This is a genomic window from Mesorhizobium sp. M2E.F.Ca.ET.219.01.1.1, assembly GCF_004016445.2.
Taxonomy (GTDB): Bacteria; Pseudomonadota; Alphaproteobacteria; order Rhizobiales; family Rhizobiaceae; genus Mesorhizobium.
The window spans coordinates 200383-217028 of sequence record NZ_SADT02000004.1 but is presented as its reverse complement, the minus strand read 5'-3'; the positions used below and the strand labels follow the sequence as shown (position 1 = coordinate 217028).

Annotated in this window: 14 protein-coding genes; 7 read left to right on the top strand and 7 right to left on the bottom strand. The window is 63.4% G+C overall.

The window, feature by feature from the left end:
- Positions 1-4: 4 nt before the first annotated feature.
- Positions 5-1213: an OpgC domain-containing protein gene (gene opgC / locus EN862_RS21015; protein ID WP_127867812.1), complete on the bottom strand. Its 1209-nt coding sequence runs from the start codon at positions 1211-1213 to the stop codon at positions 5-7.
- Between the two features lie 205 nt (positions 1214-1418).
- Between opgC and EN862_RS21010 the strand changes: the two genes are divergently transcribed.
- On the top strand, positions 1419-2078 hold the full coding sequence (locus tag EN862_RS21010) for an alpha/beta hydrolase (RefSeq protein WP_245519659.1): 660 nt from the start codon (positions 1419-1421) through the stop codon (positions 2076-2078).
- A 67-nt stretch (positions 2079-2145) separates the two neighbouring features.
- Here the strand turns inward: EN862_RS21010 and sthA are convergent, their stop codons facing one another.
- Positions 2146-3534, bottom strand: a complete 1389-nt coding sequence (gene sthA, locus EN862_RS21005) for a Si-specific NAD(P)(+) transhydrogenase (protein WP_127867810.1) — start codon at positions 3532-3534, stop codon at positions 2146-2148.
- Between the two features lie 191 nt (positions 3535-3725).
- Here sthA and EN862_RS21000 point away from each other — a divergent pair, with 191 nt between their 5' ends.
- The 4 genes from EN862_RS21000 to EN862_RS20985 all read left to right on the top strand — a co-directional run bounded on the left by EN862_RS21000 (position 3726) and on the right by EN862_RS20985 (position 6928).
- The gene (locus EN862_RS21000) at positions 3726-4403 is read left to right on the top strand and encodes an isoprenylcysteine carboxylmethyltransferase family protein (RefSeq protein WP_127867809.1); all 678 of its coding nucleotides are present in this window, start codon (positions 3726-3728) and stop codon (positions 4401-4403) included.
- Between the two features lie 106 nt (positions 4404-4509).
- Positions 4510-4980, top strand: coding sequence for an RDD family protein (locus EN862_RS20995; RefSeq protein ID WP_127867808.1), 471 nt, complete (start codon positions 4510-4512; stop codon positions 4978-4980).
- A gap of 163 nt (positions 4981-5143) precedes the next feature.
- Positions 5144-5908 carry an arginyltransferase gene (locus tag EN862_RS20990; RefSeq protein ID WP_042640082.1) on the top strand — a complete coding sequence of 255 codons (765 nt, stop codon included), beginning with the start codon at positions 5144-5146 and terminating at the stop codon, positions 5906-5908.
- Positions 5909-6031: 123 nt separating this feature from the next.
- Positions 6032-6928 carry a DMT family transporter gene (locus EN862_RS20985; protein WP_127867807.1) on the top strand — a complete coding sequence of 299 codons (897 nt, stop codon included), beginning with the start codon at positions 6032-6034 and terminating at the stop codon, positions 6926-6928.
- On the opposite strand, the gene EN862_RS20980 is transcribed toward EN862_RS20985, so the two are convergent.
- Both EN862_RS20980 and parC read right to left on the bottom strand, forming a co-directional pair.
- A complete protein-coding gene (locus EN862_RS20980) occupies positions 6916-8115 on the bottom strand; it encodes an AI-2E family transporter (RefSeq protein WP_127867806.1) in 1200 nt (399 codons plus the stop codon). The two genes, EN862_RS20985 and EN862_RS20980, sit on opposite strands and share 13 nt — an antisense overlap.
- 337 nt (positions 8116-8452) lie before the next feature.
- Positions 8453-10708, bottom strand: a complete 2256-nt coding sequence (gene parC, locus EN862_RS20975; RefSeq protein WP_127867805.1) for a DNA topoisomerase IV subunit A — start codon at positions 10706-10708, stop codon at positions 8453-8455.
- 416 nt (positions 10709-11124) lie between these two features.
- On the opposite strand from parC, the gene EN862_RS20970 reads away from it, so the two are divergent.
- Positions 11125-12315 (top strand): hypothetical protein, encoded by a 1191-nt coding sequence (locus tag EN862_RS20970; protein WP_127867804.1) that lies wholly within the window; start codon positions 11125-11127, stop codon positions 12313-12315.
- 62 nt (positions 12316-12377) lie between these two features.
- Here EN862_RS20970 and aspS read toward each other — a convergent pair whose 3' ends face one another.
- Positions 12378-14171 carry an aspartate--tRNA ligase gene (gene aspS / locus EN862_RS20965; RefSeq protein ID WP_127867803.1) on the bottom strand — a complete coding sequence of 598 codons (1794 nt, stop codon included), beginning with the start codon at positions 14169-14171 and terminating at the stop codon, positions 12378-12380.
- 318 nt (positions 14172-14489) lie between these two features.
- Between aspS and rnd the strand changes: the two genes are divergently transcribed.
- On the top strand, positions 14490-15641 hold the full coding sequence (rnd, locus tag EN862_RS20960; protein WP_127867802.1) for a ribonuclease D: 1152 nt from the start codon (positions 14490-14492) through the stop codon (positions 15639-15641).
- 1 nt (position 15642) lies between these two features.
- On the opposite strand, the gene EN862_RS20955 is transcribed toward rnd, so the two are convergent.
- Together EN862_RS20955 and EN862_RS20950 are read right to left on the bottom strand one after the other, a co-directional pair.
- Complete coding sequence (locus EN862_RS20955) at positions 15643-16062, bottom strand: MAPEG family protein (protein WP_127867801.1); 420 nt, start codon at positions 16060-16062, stop codon at positions 15643-15645.
- Positions 16063-16071: 9 nt separating this feature from the next.
- Positions 16072-16620 carry a hypothetical protein gene (locus EN862_RS20950; protein ID WP_245519658.1) on the bottom strand — a complete coding sequence of 183 codons (549 nt, stop codon included), beginning with the start codon at positions 16618-16620 and terminating at the stop codon, positions 16072-16074.
- Positions 16621-16646: the final 26 nt, after the last annotated feature.

Sequence of the window (16646 nt, the reverse complement as noted above, 5' to 3'; positions counted from 1 at the left end):
TGCGTCAGTATCCGCCCGCCCTCGCCGGCACCGGGTGCGCGCCGAACGGCCTGTGCGGAGCTTCCGCCTTGGCGCGGGACGGGCCAAGACCGGCAAGCCATTCCAGATAAAGCGCAAGCGCGAACTGCACGGCGATGCCTGCCGCGATCAGCAGCGTATCGTAAGCCGGGCCACCGGGATTGATCAGCTTCAGCACCTGCGCCGCCATGGCAAGCAGCGTGCCGGCGATGAACACCGGCAGCGAGCGCTTACCCAGGATCGCCAGGGGATTGTCAGGCCTGACGCGGAAGAGGTTGGAGACAGCCGGCAGTGCGACGACCAGGTAGCTGACCGACAGGATGTGCAGGAGCCTTGGCAGCGACAGGAAGGTCTTGTCGAAGCCACCGATCACCACCGGCAGGTCGAACCAGGTTATCTGGCCCCAGAGCGGGCTGTGCACCCAGATCGCCGCACCGACCACATAGATGCCCGCGGCACCCAGCAGCCACGGATTGACCGGGATCCGCCCGCCGCGCTTCACATGCAACATGGCGGCAAGGCCAATGTTGAACAGGAACTGCCACGACAACGGGTTGAGGAACCAGAGGCCAGGCTCAGGATAGTTTGGCGGCCCGATCTGCCAGATGCCGGCGACGAGCCAGAGCAGCCCGGACACGATCAGCGCCGGCACCGGCCGATAGCTGACGAACAGCACGAAAGCCGGCGCCGCCAGAAGCAGTGCCGCATAGACCGGCAGGATGTTGTTGTAGCCGAGCTGATGGCCGAGCGCGACGATGCCGAGCAGCACCTGCGGCGTGTTCTTCATCAAGGGCTCGATGTTGATCATGGTCAGCATTTCCGGCCGGTGCGCGAACACCGCGGCAGCGCAAAACAGCGCAATCACCACCATCGTGACGACGATGTGGGAGATGTAGAGCACACCGGCGCGCCGCCACATCTTCAGGATCGCGAGCAACCGGCCGCCAGGCTTGAACTTCGTGCCGTAGGCCAGCGCTACCGAGATGCCGGAGATCAGCACGAAGGCTTCGGCCGCGTCGGAAAAGCCGAAATTCTTGTAGGTCCAGTTCTCGAAGACCGTGCCCGGCACATGGTCGACGAAGATCGTGAGCAGCGCGAGCGCGCGCAGCACGTCGATACGTGTGTCACGATCGTTGATGCGTATGTCACGCTCTCCGATACGCTTGTCGCGTTCGTTGGAAACAGAGGTGGTCATCGACAAAAGGCCTCAAAGCTGGTTGTTCATAGCCAGCAATGCGACCCCCGGGGCGCACCGCTTCGATTCCTCCCACGGGGAGGTGTATCGGCGCTGAAACGGACTGAAATGCGCCTGGTTCAATCAACTTTCGCGGAGCGCGAAAATATTCCGTTTTGAAGCCGGCAAATCAACAAATCTCTCATGGAATCAAATGGATGTGAGCGTGTCCGAATATAGCGACGAAAACAGTATCCTGCACAGTGATCTGGGCTTTCGCTACCGGGTGGCGACGCCGTCAAAGTCGACCGGCAAATGCCTTTTTGTGCTGCATGGATCGGGTGTGGATGAAACAACGCTCATCCCGCTTGCACGGAAGATCGCGCCTGACATGACGCTGGTTGCCGCGCGCGGGCGCATCTCTCAGGAGGACGGCTTCCGCTGGTTCGAGCGAATCACGCCGACAAGTTTTGAACAGGCCAGCATCCGCGACGAGACCGCCGCCTATGCTGAATTCGCCGTGGAGGTATCGAAGCGCCATGACCTCGACCTGCGACGCGCGACCTTCCTTGGTTATTCGAACGGCGCCAACGTCATCTCCAGCCTGATGCTTCTTCATCCGGGCCTGGTCCGGCAGGCGGCGCTGTTGCGGGCGATGCCGGTGCTGGTCACTTCGCCGATGACCGATCTCGGCGGAACGCGGGTGCTGATCATCGCCGGCGCCGCCGACCAGACCTACGGCCCGTTCGCGCCGGCTCTGGTGACGTTGTTCAGCGAGCGCCGCGCCGAGGTCGACGCGCGCATCGTCGCCTCGGGCCATGAATTCGGCGATGCGGACGCGGCGATCGCGCGGCAGTGGCTGGCAGGCCCTATGCCGGCGGCCTGACCGCGCCCGCCAGCCGGGCTTCGATGCCCTTAGAAGGCAGGCTCAGCACGCGGCGGCTCGAGGATCCCTACCCCCGTCCCATCCGGTTCCAGGCGTCCAGGCCCGCGATCTTGTAGGCTTCGGCCAGCGTCGGGTAGTTGAAGGTGTTGTTGACGAAGAAGTCGACCGTGCCACCGAGATTGATGACCGCCTGGCCGATATGAATGAGCTCGGTGGCGCCCTCGCCGACGATATGGGCGCCGAGCAGGCGACGCGTCTCGACCGAGAACAAGAGTTTCAGGAAACCGCTTGAGACGCCCATGATATGGCCGCGCGATGTCTCGCGAAAACGCGCCAGGCCCACCTCGTAGGCGGCGCCGCTCTCGCGCACCTGCTCTTCCGACAGGCCGACCGTCGAGATTTCCGGCACGGCGTAGATGCCGTAGGGAAAGCTCTCCGGCGGCGGCGGCAGGTTGACGCCGAAGGCGTGGCAAGCCGCCACCCGGCCCTGCTCCATCGACGTCGAGGCAAGGCTCGGGAAGCCAATGACGTCGCCGGAGGCGTAGATGTTGGGCACGCTGGTCTGGAAAGTTTGAGGATCGACCTTGATGCGGCCGCGGTTGTCGGCCTCGATGCCGACCGCGTCGAGGCCGAGGCTGGCGATGTTGCCGGTACGGCCGGCGGCGTAGAGCACCATCTCGGAGCGGATGGTGCGGCCGTCGGCCAGCGTCACCTCGGCATAGTCGGGTTTCGAGGCGATCTCCTTCACCGTGCTGCCGAGCCGGATGGTCATGCCGCGGTCGCGCATCTGGTGGATGAAGTCGTCGACGATCTCGCGGTCGATGAAATCCAGGATGGAGTTGCGCGGCTCGACCAAGGTCACCGGCACGTCGAGCGCCGAAAAGATGGTGGCGTATTCGACGCCGATGACGCCGGCGCCAATCACCGTCAGCGTGCGCGGCAGATGGTGGAGTTCCAGCATCTCGTCGCTGTCGAAGATCCGCTTCTGGTCGAAGGGCACGTCGGCCGGCCGGTGCGGCCGGGTGCCGACGGCAATCAGCGCGTTGGCAAAGCCAACCTCGCTGTAATCGCCATTGTCGGCGGTCAGGCTGGCCTTGTTCGGCGTGAGGAATTTAACCGCGGCGCGCGCGCTTTTCACGGTGTTGCGCATGAACTGGTGCTGCAGCACCTCGACCTCATGATCGAGGGTCTTGTGCAGCCGGTCGACCAGATCGCCGATCGAAATGTCCTGCTTCACCCGGTAGCCGCGTCCGTAGAAGCCGCGCTCGCGCCAGCCCGAGAGATTGAGCACGGTCTCGCGCAACGTCTTCGACGGGATGGTGCCGGTATGCACGGAGACGCCACCCAGGCGCCTGCCCCGGTCGACCACCAGGACCGACTTGCCGAGCTTGGCCGATTGCACGGCGGCGCGGCGCCCCGAAGGGCCGCTGCCGATGACCAGCATATCGTAGTCCATGAACCCCGTCCCCGCATCTTGTGCGCCGCAGCAAGCTAAACTGGCAGCGGCGTCATATTCAACTGCCTATCGCGCCCGCCAATCGCGGAAATTTCGAGAACTCAACCATGTGCGCCGTGAAACTTAACCCCACGGCAACGCTTGCGTGCAATGGTCACAATCGAGGGGAACCATGGGGTAGCCGAGTGTTCATGTCCAAAAGCGATACCTTGCCTGGCACAGCGACTGGATTCCTGTCCGACCTGCAGTCCCACCCGGTTTTCGTGGACCTACGTGAAGGCCTGTTCCGTTTCATCGCGCTGCTCGTCGCGGCGATTTTCGTCTATCGCGGCGTGAACAACGTCATCGTCGATCCGGGCCGCCTCAACGTCCTGCTGCTGACGATCTCCGAGACGCTTACCTTCGTCTGGCTGCTTTTGGCGCGGCGGCCGCTGGTGCGCGACTGGAGCCCTTTCACGGTCTTCATCGCGGTGACCGCCGGTTTTGGCTCGGGCTTCGTCTCGCTTCAGGAGGGTACCGCCATCATTCCGCTCTTTATCGCGGCGCCACTGCAGTTCCTGGCCCTGTGGCTGGTCATCTGGGGCAAGATGTCGCTCGGTCGCTCCTTCGCCATCCTGCCCGCCAATCGCGGCGTCGTCACCGGAGGGGCCTACCGGTTCGTGCGGCATCCGATCTATGCGGGTTACCTAGCGGGGCACATCCTGTTCCTGCTGTCGAGCTTTTCCGTCTACAATTTCACCGTCTACGCGATCATCACACTGTTCCAGGTCCATCGCATCCTGCGCGAGGAACGCATCCTGGCGCTGACGGAGGAATATCGCGACTATCTCGGGCGGGTTCGCTACAGGCTCTGTCCCGGCATTTTCTGAGATCAAGCCGGCCGCCGGCGGGCACGTTCCTTGAATTCGGGGCCGCTTTCACCATTTGAGAAGGCGGCAGGCATCCTTATGCGGATGCGGCGATCGAGGAACGGACATGAACGCACGCGTGCTGGACGGTGAGATCATTACGACCAGGTTCGAGGACACCCGCGCCTATCGCGGGGTGCGGACAAGGCGCATCTTTGCCTTCATGCTCGACTATTTCTTCGTCGCGCTGCTCACCATTCCTTTCGCCATACTAGTGGCCATTCTCGGGCTTTTGACCTTCGGCCTCGGCTGGGCGCTGTTTTCGGTGCTGGTGCCGATGGTTGCCATCCTCTACATCTGGAACACCCTGGGCAGCCGCGACCAGGCGACGACCGGCATGAAGATCATGGGCATCCGCCTGGAGAAGCTCGACGGCAGCCGCATCGACGGCATGACAGCGGTGGTGCACTCGGTGCTGTTCTGGGCCGGCAACGTCATCCTGACGCCGCTGGTGCTGCTGGTCACGCTGTTTTCCGACCGCAAGCGCACGCTGCACGACCTGTTGCTCGGCACCGTGGTCACCCGAACCGACATCTGACGATGGCCGCGGCGGCATTCACCGAACCGCCGCGCCGCCCGTGCTCAACGATGAACAGGGCGTATATGAACAGGCCGGAGCCGTCACGACAGCATAATCCTGTTGAATTTTTCGCCGGCCGGGCCAAAGGTAGGGTGATTCGCAGGAGCGTTTCCAAGATTAGATGACGCAGCATCCGACCCAGTCGCCGCAGTTCTTCCTGACAGCGCCGTCGCCGTGCCCCTATCTGGAGGGACAGTTCGAGCGCAAGGTGTTCACGCACCTTGTCGGCGACAAGGCGCCGGAGATGAACGACCTGTTGACGCAAGGCGGCTTCCGGCGCTCGCAGAACATCGCCTACCGCCCGGCTTGCGAGTCCTGCCGCGCCTGCGTGTCGGTGCGCATCCTGGCGCAGGAATTCGACCCCAGCCGCAACATGCGCCGCGTCATCCAGCACAATGCCGATCTCGTCGGCGCCATGCATGACGCGCAGCCCTCGACCGAGCAGTACTCGCTCTTCCGCAGCTATCTCGACGCCCGCCATCGCCGTGGCGGCATGTCGGACATGACCGTGCTCGACTATGCGATGATGGTGGAAGACACGCATGTCGATACCAAGATCATCGAATACCGGCGTCGTGGCCCCGACACTTTCATAACCGGCAAAGGCCAGGGCGAGCTGATCGCTGTGGCGCTGACCGACAAGATGGCCGACGGCCTGTCGATGGTCTATTCCTACTTCAATCCCGACCTCGAGGACCGCTCGCTCGGCACCTTCATGATCCTCGACCACATCGCCCGCGCCAAGGCGATGGGCCTGCCCCACGTCTATCTCGGCTACTGGGTCAACGGCTCGCGCAAGATGAACTATAAGATGCGCTTCATGCCGCAGGAGCATCTCGGCCCGAAAGGCTGGGAACGCTACGACCACGAAGCGGTCAGTCGCTGAACAGCCTCACGCTTCACCCTTAAACTGTTTCAAGGAGGAGGACGCTGGTCTTTCGGCCCTCAGGCTGGGAGGACCGCGGCATAGCTGTGCGCCTCTTCAAGACTGCTTTGCGAGATTGCCCACGTGTCCACCCACACCGATCACCAAAAAGGTCTTCTGATCACCGCCATCGGCGGCCTGACACTAACCATCGACATACCGCTGATCCGGCTTGCCGACGGCACCCCCTGGACGATCATGCTGCTGCGCACCGGCACCACCTTGCTGGCGGGCCTGGTGATATGGGCGATCTGGAGGTCGCTGAACAGAAACGCGCCGCGGCTCATTCCGGGCTGGTCGGGGCTTGCCGTGGCATTCTGCTATGGCATGACCGGGATAAGCTTCGTCACGGCGGTCTATCACACCTCGACGGCCGACCTCGTCTTCATCCTGGCCTTCAACACCGTGTTCGCGGCGCTGCTGTCGTGGCTCTTCCTCAAGGAAAGACCACGGCTTGCAACCGTGATCGCCATGCTGGCGATGATCCTCGGCGTGCTGATCATCGTCGGCGGCTCGGTCGGCGCCGGGCATCTGTTCGGCGATTTCATGGCGCTTTGCTCTGCCTTCTTCGTCGCGCTCGCCATCACCATCTCGCGCGCCAGCGGCGAGGATATGGGCTTCACCGGGCTAGTCGGCGTCATCCTGCCGCTGGCGCTCGCCATCGTCATGGTTCCGGGCGAAGGTTTTCACGTCAACGCGCCGTGGTGGATCATCCTCAACGGCGCCGTGATCATGCCAATCTCGTTCTTCTGCCTGGCGAACGGACCGAAATACATTTCGGGCCCGGAAGTGGCGATGTTCTATGTCCTGGAGACCGTGCTGGCGCCGATCTGGGTCTGGTTGATCTTCGCCGAGGCACCCACGCGCAACAGCCTGATCGGCGGCACGATCCTGATCGTGACGCTGGTGGCGCATTCGCTGTGGCAATTGCATGAGGGCCGCAAGCGCCGGGCCGCGCTTGCCGTGGTTCACCCGGCCTGAATCTTCCTCGGCTTGGCCGCCGCCTCGATTTGGGGCGGCGCGCCGGCCTCGTCGGGCACCGGTGGGATCTCGTCCATCAAGTCCACCTCGCGCAGCCATTCGCGCCAGATGGCGACGAGCAGCGCCATCAGCACCGGGCCGATGAACAGGCCGAGGAAGCCCATGGTCTTGACGCCGCCGATCAGGCCGAAAAAGGTCGGCAGGAAAGGCAGCTTGATCGGCCCGCCGACCAGCTTGGGCCGCAGTGTCTTGTCGACGATGAAGAGCTCGACCGCGCCCCATGTGAACAGTGCGGCGCCAGCGAACAGCTTGCCGCTGGCGGCGAGGTAGATCGAGACCAGGGTGAAGGAGAGCGGCGCGCCGCCGGGGATCAGCGCCATGATGCCGGTGAGCGCGCCGAGCGTGACCGGCGACGGCACGCCGGCGAGCCAATAGGCGATGCCCAGCACCAGGCCTTCGCCGATGGCGATGATGGTCATGCCCGTCACGGTCGAGGAGATGGTCGCCGGCACGACACGCGAGATCCGCTCCCAGCGCGTCGGCAGGATGCGTTCGCCGAGGCGATCGACCTGCGCCGCGAAAGACTCGCCATCTCGATAGGCGAAGAACAACGCGATCATCATGAACAGAAGCGTCAGCAGCAGGCTGAAGGCACTGCCGCCAGCAGCCAAAGCGCCGCGATAGATATTTCCGATATTGGAACCGCTGACCGCCTGGATCAATTCGCCGATGCCGCCGGGATGGCCGAGATAGGCCGTCCACTGCCCGTTCAGCCACTCGCCGATGACCGGCATGGTGGCGATCCAACGTGGTGTCGCCGCGCCGTGGCGGTTGGTCTCGATCGCCCAGACCACCCATTCGCGCAGCTCGTTGATGGCATAGGTGCCAGCCAGCGCGATCGGCACCACCAGGAAGGTGAGGATGAAGAGGATCGCGAGCGTCGCGCCTATGGTGCGGCTGCCACCGACGGCGACAAGCAGCCGGCGGTAGAGCGGCCAGCTGGCGAAGGCGATGACGAGCGCGGCCAGAACCGGGAACAGGAAACCATGGAAGAAATAGACGCCGGCGGCGACAATCAGCACCAGGAGCCAGCGCGCCGCCGACAGCGGCGGGATGACGGCAGCCCTGAGCGGCGTCGACAGGCCGAACAGGCGCTGCCCCGGCTTCTGGATCTCAGCCCGCTTCAACCCGGCGTCTCTCCCCTGCCCGATGGTTCGATGGAAGCTTATGCACCATCATAGTGCAGCAATCGTGACGATAGTCCAAATAGTGCCTTTTCCTTCTCCCCTTGTGGGGTGAGCAGCCGGTTCACCGAAGGTGAATTCATCGTGCCAGTGGCACGATGAAAGGCCGGCGAACGCCGGGACGCTGCGAAGCAGCGGGGACCCGGCCGGGGGTGGATCGGTCGCCACCCGGCCCTTCACAGGCTCAGGGCGTTCGAAGCTCGAAAAGCCAAGCAATTGGCTTTTCGTCCGCTAACGCGGACCGCTTCTCACCCCACAAGGGGAGAAGGGAAAGGCGGCGCTATCCGAACTTGCCGGTCCTCGGGAAACCCTTCGGCACCATGCGGCCGGCGGCGGCACGGGCGCCGATCCACTCGGCCAGTTCCTCGCGCGATTTGGTGAAGGTGCGGTCGGCCGAATCCTGCCAGGAGAGCCCTGTCTCCAGCGTGAACGTCTTCAGGTCCAGCACGCCGCCGTCCTTGTATTTCTGCAGGCGTACGCCCTTGCCGCGCGCCATTTCCGGGATCTCGGCCAGCGGGAAGACCAGCATCTTGCGGTTCTCGCCGACAATGGCGAGATGGTCGCCCGACACGGGGATGCAGCGTTTGGCCTCGTCCGGCGCCTTGACGTTCATCACCTGCTTGCCCTTGCGGGTATTGGCGACGACCTCTTCCTCCGAAACGACGAAGCCATTAGCATCGTAGGAGACGAGCAGCAGCTTGCGCTTCGGGTCATGGACGAAGGCGGTGACGATGTCCTGGTCGTTCTCCATGTCGACGATGATGCGGATCGGTTCGCCGTGGCCGCGCCCGCCCGGCAGCCGGTCGGCGCCGATGGTGTAGAACTTGCCGCCGGTGGTGAAGACCAGGATCTTGTCCGTGGTCTGGGCATGGAAGGCAAGCTTCAGGCTGTCGCCTTCCTTGAAGGCGAGCTGCGAGTAATCGGTCAGGTGGCCCTTCATGGCGCGCAGCCAGCCCTTTTCCGAGACGACAACCGTGACCGGCTCGCGTTCGATCATCGCATGCGCGATGTCGGTGAGATCGTGCTCCGGCGCGTCGGCGAACTGGGTTCGGCGCTTGCCGAGTTCGGTCTCGGGGCCGAACTTGTCGCGAAGCTGGGTGACCTCCCACTTGATCGTCGCCCATTGCTTGGCGTCGGACGCGAGCAGCGCCTCGATCTGCTTCTTCTCCGCCGTGAGGCCGTCGAACTCCTTGCGGATCTCGATTTCCTCGAGCTTGCGCAACGCGCGCAGCCGCATGTTGAGGATGGCTTCGGCCTGGTTGTCGCTGAGCGACCAGCGGGCCATCATCACCTGCTTGGGCTCATCCTCCTCGCGGATGATCCTGATCACCTCGTCGATGTTGAGATAGGCGATCAGGTAGCCGGCAAGGATTTCCAGCCGCTTCTCGATCTCACCGAGCCTGTATTTCGAGCGGCGGATCAGAACGTCGCGGCGGTGGTCGAGCCACTCCTTCAGCACGCCTTTCAGCGAGAGCACGTTCGGCACCTTGCCGCGCGACAAGACGTTCATGTTGAGCGGGAAGCGGCTTTCGAGCTCGGTGAGCTTGAACAGCGATTCCATCAGGATGCCGGGATCGACGGTGCGGCTCTTCGGCACCAGGACGATGCGGATGTCCTCGGCGCTCTCGTCGCGGATGTCTTCGAGCAGCGGCAGCTTGCGCGCCATCAGAAGCTCGGCGATCTTCTCGATCAGCCTGGCCTTCTGGACGCCGTAAGGGATCTCGGTGACGACGATGCTCCAGGTGCCCCTGCCCTGGTCCTCCTGCCCCCATTTCGAGCGCACGCGGAAGCCGCCGCGGCCCGTCTCATAGGCCTCAAGGATCGAGGCGCGGCTGTCGACGATGATGCCGCCGGTCGGGAAATCCGGTCCCTGGACGAAATCCATCAGCTTCGCCACCGGCGCTTCCGGATGCTCGATCAGATGCAGTGCTGCGTCGCAAAGCTCTGCCGCGTTGTGCGGCGGGATCGAGGTCGCCATGCCGACGGCGATGCCGGAGGAACCATTGGCGAGCAGGTTCGGGAAGGCACCGGGCAGGACGGACGGCTCCTCGTCCTCTTCATTGTAGGTCGGGCGGAAATCGACCGCGTCTTCATTGATGCCGGCAAGCAGCTCGCTCGCCACCTCGGTCATGCGCGCTTCGGTGTAGCGCATGGCGGCGGCGTTATCGCCGTCGATGTTGCCGAAATTGCCCTGCCCGTCGACCAGCGGGTAGCGCATCGAGAAATCCTGCGCCAGGCGCACCAGCGCGTCGTAGATCGACTGGTCGCCATGCGGATGGAACTTGCCCATCACGTCGCCGACGATGCGGGCGCATTTGGCAAAACCCTGATCGGGATTGAGCCTGAGCAGCCGCATGGCATGCATGATGCGGCGGTGGACCGGTTTCAGTCCGTCGCGCACATCCGGCAATGCCCGGTGCATGATGGTCGACAGCGCGTAAGCGAGATAGCGCCGCTCCAGCGCTTCCTTCAGATCGACCGGTTCGATTTTGTCGCCGCCGCCATTGTCATCGGGCGGCAAAAGCCTCTTTCCCATGGATTTGGACTAGCCGAGCGGGTGATTCGCGGCAAGCGTCGCGTGAACATCGGCGCTTTCGCCGCGGCCGGCAAGCACGGCCGGTGATGTGAAGGATTTCACGGAAGCGCCCGGGAGGCGGCGGCAATTTGCCGCCGATCTGCAACAGGCCGCGGCGGCACCATGACGCCGGCCAACATCAACTGGTTACACGCGGCCTCTATCTGGCATGCAACGCGCTGGCGGAGGAAAGCCGCGATCTTCATGACAAATTCACCGCATCAAGCAATGGCTGCCGCCCAGTGTTTGCTTTTCGCCGCCATTTTCGACACATGTGCTGGAAAATGCCTTCTTCCCGTCCCGTTCGTCACGGAATGGTGATGGAGCAGGTTTCAAAACAATTTTCATCATAGCCAAATCAGGACAGGGAACTCGCCATGACAATCCAACGCTCAACGCTCAAGAAACTGGCTTTTTCGACCTTTCTGCTGACGCTGCCTCTCAATGCGGCCTTCGCCGCCGATCCGGCCGTGGCCGAGCGTATCAAGGCAACCCTTGCCGCCCAGGGCGTCGATATTTCCTGGACCGGCGTCTCCGGCGACGATTCGAACGCCGTGCTGCAGGGTGTTTCCATCAAGCCGGCGGCCGAGAAGGAAGCGCTGCCGATCGGCGACGTGAAGCTGGAAGGCGTCACCGAGGCCAATGGCGGCTATGAGATCGCCACCGTCTCGACCTCGCCTCTCGAACACAGCAAGGACGGCGTGACACTCAACCTTAGCCCCGTCGTGATCCACGACATGAAGGTCCCGGCCGAAGGCGGCACCGATCCGCTCGGCTCGCTGATGATGTACAAGTCGGCGGAGCTGTCCAACATGACGGTCAAGGTCGGCGACAAGACAGCGTTCGCGATGGACGGGCTTGCCGTCCAGATCACGCCTCCGGCCGACGGCAAAGCGATGGACTTCACCGCCAACACCGAAAAATTCACCGCCGACCTGTCGCTGATCGACGATCCCAAGTCGAAGGAGGCGATCGAAGCGCTCGGCTACCAGAACATATCGGGCAACATTGCCATGGCCGGTACCTGGCAGCCGAGCGACGGCAAGATGGAGCTGTCCAAATATGACATCTCGGTCGAGAATGCCGGCACGCTCGGCATGACCTTCAACCTCGGCGGCTACACGGTCGATTTCATCAAATCGATGCAGGCGATGCAGAAGCAGCTCGCCTCGCAGCCGGAAGGCGCCGACAATTCCGCGCAGGGCATGGCCATGCTCGGCCTGATGCAGCAGCTCTCCTTCAACGGCGCATCGGTGCGCTTCGAGGACGATTCGCTAACCGGCAAGGTGCTCGATTATGTCGGCAAGCAGCAGGGCATGTCGGGGAAGGACGTCGCCAACCAGGCCAAGGCGATCGTGCCGTTCGGCATGGCGCAGCTCAACAATCCCGAGCTGACGGCGGAAGTCTCGGCGGCGGTCAACACCTTCCTCGACAATCCGAAGAGCCTGGAAATCTCGGCCGAGCCGCCGTCGTCGGTGCCGTTCGCGCTGATCATGGCCGGCGCCATGTCCAACCCGCTCGACCTGCCCAAGACGCTTGGCGTCAAGGTCAAGGCGAACCAGGACTGATCGAACTAGCTGCCTTCTCCCCGTCACTATACGGGGAGAAATGGGCAGTTGCTACGCTGCCGTCAGTCCTTCTTCGTAACCGCGACGCGCAGCGACAGCTCGCGCAGCTGCTGTGGGGTGGCTTCCGACGGCGCGTTCATCAAAAGGTCATAGGCCTGTTGGTTCATCGGGAACATGGTGATCTCGCGCAGGTTCTTGGCACCAACCAGCAGCATGACGATGCGGTCGACGCCGGCCGCCATGCCGCCATGCGGCGGCGCGCCATACTGGAAGGCGCGGTAGAGGCCGCCGAAGCGCTCTTCCACCGTCGCGCGGTCCAGGCCGACCATCTCGAAAGCCTTGACCATGGTCTCCGGCAGATGGTTGCGGATGCCGCCCGACGCGATCTCGAAGCCGTTGCAGACCATGTCGTACTGGAATGCCTTGATGCCGAGCGGCTCTTCGCCGTTCAGCGCGTCGATGCCGCCCTGCGGCATCGAGAACGGGTTGTGGGCGAAGTCGATCTTCTTCTCGTCTTCGTTCCATTCGAAAAACGGGAAGTCGACGATCCAGCAGAGCTCGAAACGCTCGCGATCGACGAGGTTCAGCTCCTCGCCGGCGCGGGTGCGCGCGGCGCCTGCGAAGGTGACGAACTTCTTCGGGTCGCCGGCAACGAAGAAGGCGGCATCGCCATCGGCAAGGCCAAGCTGCTGGCGGATCGCCTCGGTGCGCTCCTCGCCGATGTTCTTGGCGATCGGGCCGGCGCCTTCGAGCTTTTCGCCTTCCTTGCGCCAGAAGATGTAGCCCAACCCCGGCTGACCCTCGCCCTGCGCCCAGGAATTCATGCGGTCGCAGAAGGCACGGCTTCCGCCGGTCTTGGCGGGAATCGCCCAAACCTCGGCCTTCGGATCGTTTGCCAGGATGTTGGCGAACACCTTGAAGCCGGAATCGCGGAAATGATCCGAGACCGCCTGCATCTCGATCGGGTTGCGCAGGTCCGGCTTGTCGGAGCCGTAGGTGCGCATCGCCTCGTCATAAGGAATGCGGCGGAACTTCTGCGTCACCGGCTTGCCGTTGGCAAACGTCTCGAAGACGCCGCGAAGCACCGGCTCCATGGTGGAGAGCACGTCGTCCTGCTCGACGAAGCTCATCTCGAGGTCGAGCTGGTAGAATTCGCCGGGCAGCCGGTCGGCGCGCGGATCCTCGTCGCGGAAGCAGGGCGCGATCTGGAAGTAGCGATCGAAGCCGGAGACCATGATCAGCTGCTTGTACTGCTGTGGCGCCTGCGGCAGGGCATAGAAAGTGCCGGGATGGATGCGCGACGGCACCAGGAAGTCGCGCGCGCCCTCCGGCGAGGAGGCGGTGAGGATCGGCGTCGAGAACTCGGTGAAGCCGACCTCGCCCATGCGCCTGCGCATTTCGGCGATGATCTTGGTGCGCGCCACGATATTCCGGTGCAGCGTCTCGCGACGCAGGTCGAGGAAGCGGTATTTCAGGCGGATGTCCTCGGGGTACTCCGGCTCTCCGAAAACCGGCAGCGGCAGTTCCTTGGCGGCGGACAGCACCTCGATCTCGCGCGCGAAAATCTCGATCTCGCCGGTCGGCAGGTTGGCGTTCACCGTCTCCGGCAGCCGCGCCTTGACCTCGCCGTCGACGCGGATCACCCACTCGCCGCGCACGGTCTCGGCGACCTTGAAGGCCGGCGAATCCGGATCGGCGACGATCTGGGTCAAGCCGTAGTGGTCACGCAAATCGATGAAGAGCAGCCCGCCATGGTCGCGCACGCGATGCACCCAGCCCGACAGGCGGACGGAATTGCCGACGTCGCTCTTTCTCAACTGGGCACAGGTGTGGCTGCGGTAACGATGCGTGGTCATGGGTAAAGTCCGGAAATTGCGGGCACCAGCCCGGCTCGAAAATTGGCGCGAAAAGCGCATGAGAGGCCGGCTTTGTCAAGGCAACCGGTCACACAGCGATATATCGGGCTCCGTCGCTACCCTTGCTCTGCCGGAAATGCGCCTGCGCCAAGCGCACAGCCTATAAAACGGGAGATATGTTCCTTGATCCTTGGCCATTCCGATAGGGAAGCAAGGCGCTTTCGCGAAAGTTAGCGGTGCGCGGCGGCGTTGCGGCGCTTGACGAAAGCGCGCGCGGCTGAAATTGAAAGAGGCCTAATATTGTGCCAAAGCGATTTGATGCGCGTCATCACCACACAAGAAGAACTCGAGAGCGTTATCGCGGCGTTCGAAAAGTCGGAATTCGTCACCGTCGATACCGAATTCATCCGCGAGACGACCTTCTGGCCAATCCTCTGCCTGATCCAGATCGCCGCGCCTGGGATCGAGGCGCTGATCGATCCGTTGGCGCCCGGCATTGACCTAAAACCGTTTTTCCGGCTGATGGCCAATGAAGCGGTGCTGAAGGTTTTCCACGCGGCGCGCCAGGACATCGAAATCATCGTCCATCTCGGCAATCTGGTGCCGCATCCGGTGTTCGACACGCAGGTGGCGGCGATGGTCTGCGGCTTCGGCGACAGCGTTTCCTACGATCAGCTGGTGCAGAAGGTCACGGGAGCGCGGCTCGATAAATCCTCGCGCTTCACCGACTGGCGCCATCGGCCGCTTTCCGACAAGCAGCTTGAATACGCGCTTGCCGACGTTACCCATCTGATCAAGGTCTACCAGCATCTCAGCGCCGAGCTGAAGCGCGAGGATCGCGGCCATTGGCTCAATGAGGAAATGGATATCCTCACCTCGCGCGAGACCTATGATCCGCATCCCGAGGATGCGTGGAAGCGGCTGAAGATGCGGCTGCGGAAGCCGCAGGAGCTGGCGATCGTGCAGGCGGTGGCCGCCTGGCGCGAGCGCGAGGCGCGCGAGCGCGACGTGCCGCGCGGCCGCGTGCTGAAGGACGACGCGATCTACGAGATCGCGCAACAGGCGCCGCGCGACGCGGCGGCGCTTGGCAAGCTGCGCACCACCCCGAAAGGCTGGGAACGGTCCGCCACGGCGAGCGCGCTGCTCGGCGCGGTGAATACCGCCCTCGCGCTGCCCAAAGATGCGATGCCGAAATTGCCGAAGAGCGTGCAGCCGCCGGAAGGATCCAGCGCTGCGGCGGAACTGCTCAAGGTGCTGCTCAGGATCGTCGCCGAAAAGGAAGGCGTCGCCACCAAGGTGCTTGCCTCCAGCGATGACATCGACCGCATAGCAGCCGAGGGCGACGAAGCGGACGTGCCGGCACTGCAGGGCTGGCGGCGCGCCGTTTTCGGCGAGCAAGCGCTGAGGCTGGTGCGCGGCGAGATCGGCATCAAGTTCGACAAGCGCAGGATCGCGGTGTTCGATCTTTAAGCTACACCGCTCCAAGCAGGTGCAGCGCGAACCAGGTCCAGCCGATGAGAAGTATTCCCGCGCCGAGGAAGAAGACGCTGGTGCGGTGCGGCACATGGTTTCCGTTGAGATGCACCCAGGCGTGTACATAGCGCGTGGCTATGAACAGCCACACTAGCGCCAGCGTCAGATAGTTCACGCCGTTGGTGACGAACAGCGCCAGGCAGAGCACGTGGAAGAGAACCGGCAGCTCGAACTGGTTGATCAGATTATTGGCGACGGTGACGCTCAAGGCTGGCTCGGTCGAGCGGAGCTTGTACTGGCTGACCCTGACCTCGCCAGACTTAACGGCCGCGTAGCGCCGCTTCAGCATCACCAGATAGACGATATAGACGAGGAGCACATGCGCCAACATCGGCCAGAAGATGGCGGTCTGGCGCATCCGTGGCCCTCAGCGCCGCCGCTGTCCGGCCAGCGCGAAGATCGCGATGACGAAGACCGGGATCGCCAGCAGCGCGAATTTGGTGACGGTCAGCAAGGAGGCGAACGCCAGCGAATCGGGATTGGCCGATTGGAAATCGGACAAGAGCCGCGCGACGGCAAAGTTCTGGGCATAGTCGGCGACCGCATAGGGAAGTACCAGCACCAGCGAGAACAGTGCCTGCAACTGCACCGACATGGCGCGGAAGGTGCTGAGCTGCCGCCCGAAAACGAGGATGAGGCTGACCAGCGTCAGCGACAGCAGCGCCGGGAACAGAAGGTCGAAGGTCAGATAGTGCCAGACGATGATGATCTCGCCGCCGCGCTGGCCGAGCGCCGTGAGCCAGGCCATGCCCTCGTCGGGGGTGAAGCCGGCGACGCGGATGTCGAGCGAGGCCAGGCCGCCGCTCAGGCGCTGGAAATACAGGAACTCCAGCGCTGTCATGGCGAGGAAGAGCGCAATCGAGGCAAGGGAAAGGGCCGCCGCGTGACGCGACAGCCGCAGCACCGCCACACTCAAATCGCGCCGCAGTCCGCCCTGGCGAT

Bases quoted from the DNA above. Each gene is read 5' to 3' on its own strand.
- opgC (WP_127867812.1), bottom strand. From the start codon at position 1,213: ATGACCACCTCTGTTTCCAACGAACGCGACAAGCGTATCGGAGAGCGT.
- sthA (WP_127867810.1), bottom strand. From the start codon at position 3,534: ATGGACTACGATATGCTGGTCATCGGCAGCGGCCCTTCGGGGCGCCGC.
- EN862_RS21000 (WP_127867809.1), top strand. From the start codon at position 3,726: ATGTCCAAAAGCGATACCTTGCCTGGCACAGCGACTGGATTCCTGTCC.
- EN862_RS20995 (WP_127867808.1), top strand. From the start codon at position 4,510: ATGAACGCACGCGTGCTGGACGGTGAGATCATTACGACCAGGTTCGAG.
- EN862_RS20990 (WP_042640082.1), top strand. From the start codon at position 5,144: ATGACGCAGCATCCGACCCAGTCGCCGCAGTTCTTCCTGACAGCGCCG.
- parC (WP_127867805.1), bottom strand. From the start codon at position 10,708: ATGGGAAAGAGGCTTTTGCCGCCCGATGACAATGGCGGCGGCGACAAA.
- EN862_RS20970 (WP_127867804.1), top strand. From the start codon at position 11,125: ATGACAATCCAACGCTCAACGCTCAAGAAACTGGCTTTTTCGACCTTT.
- aspS (WP_127867803.1), bottom strand. From the start codon at position 14,171: ATGACCACGCATCGTTACCGCAGCCACACCTGTGCCCAGTTGAGAAAG.
- rnd (WP_127867802.1), top strand. From the start codon at position 14,490: ATGCGCGTCATCACCACACAAGAAGAACTCGAGAGCGTTATCGCGGCG.
- EN862_RS20955 (WP_127867801.1), bottom strand. From the start codon at position 16,062: ATGCGCCAGACCGCCATCTTCTGGCCGATGTTGGCGCATGTGCTCCTC.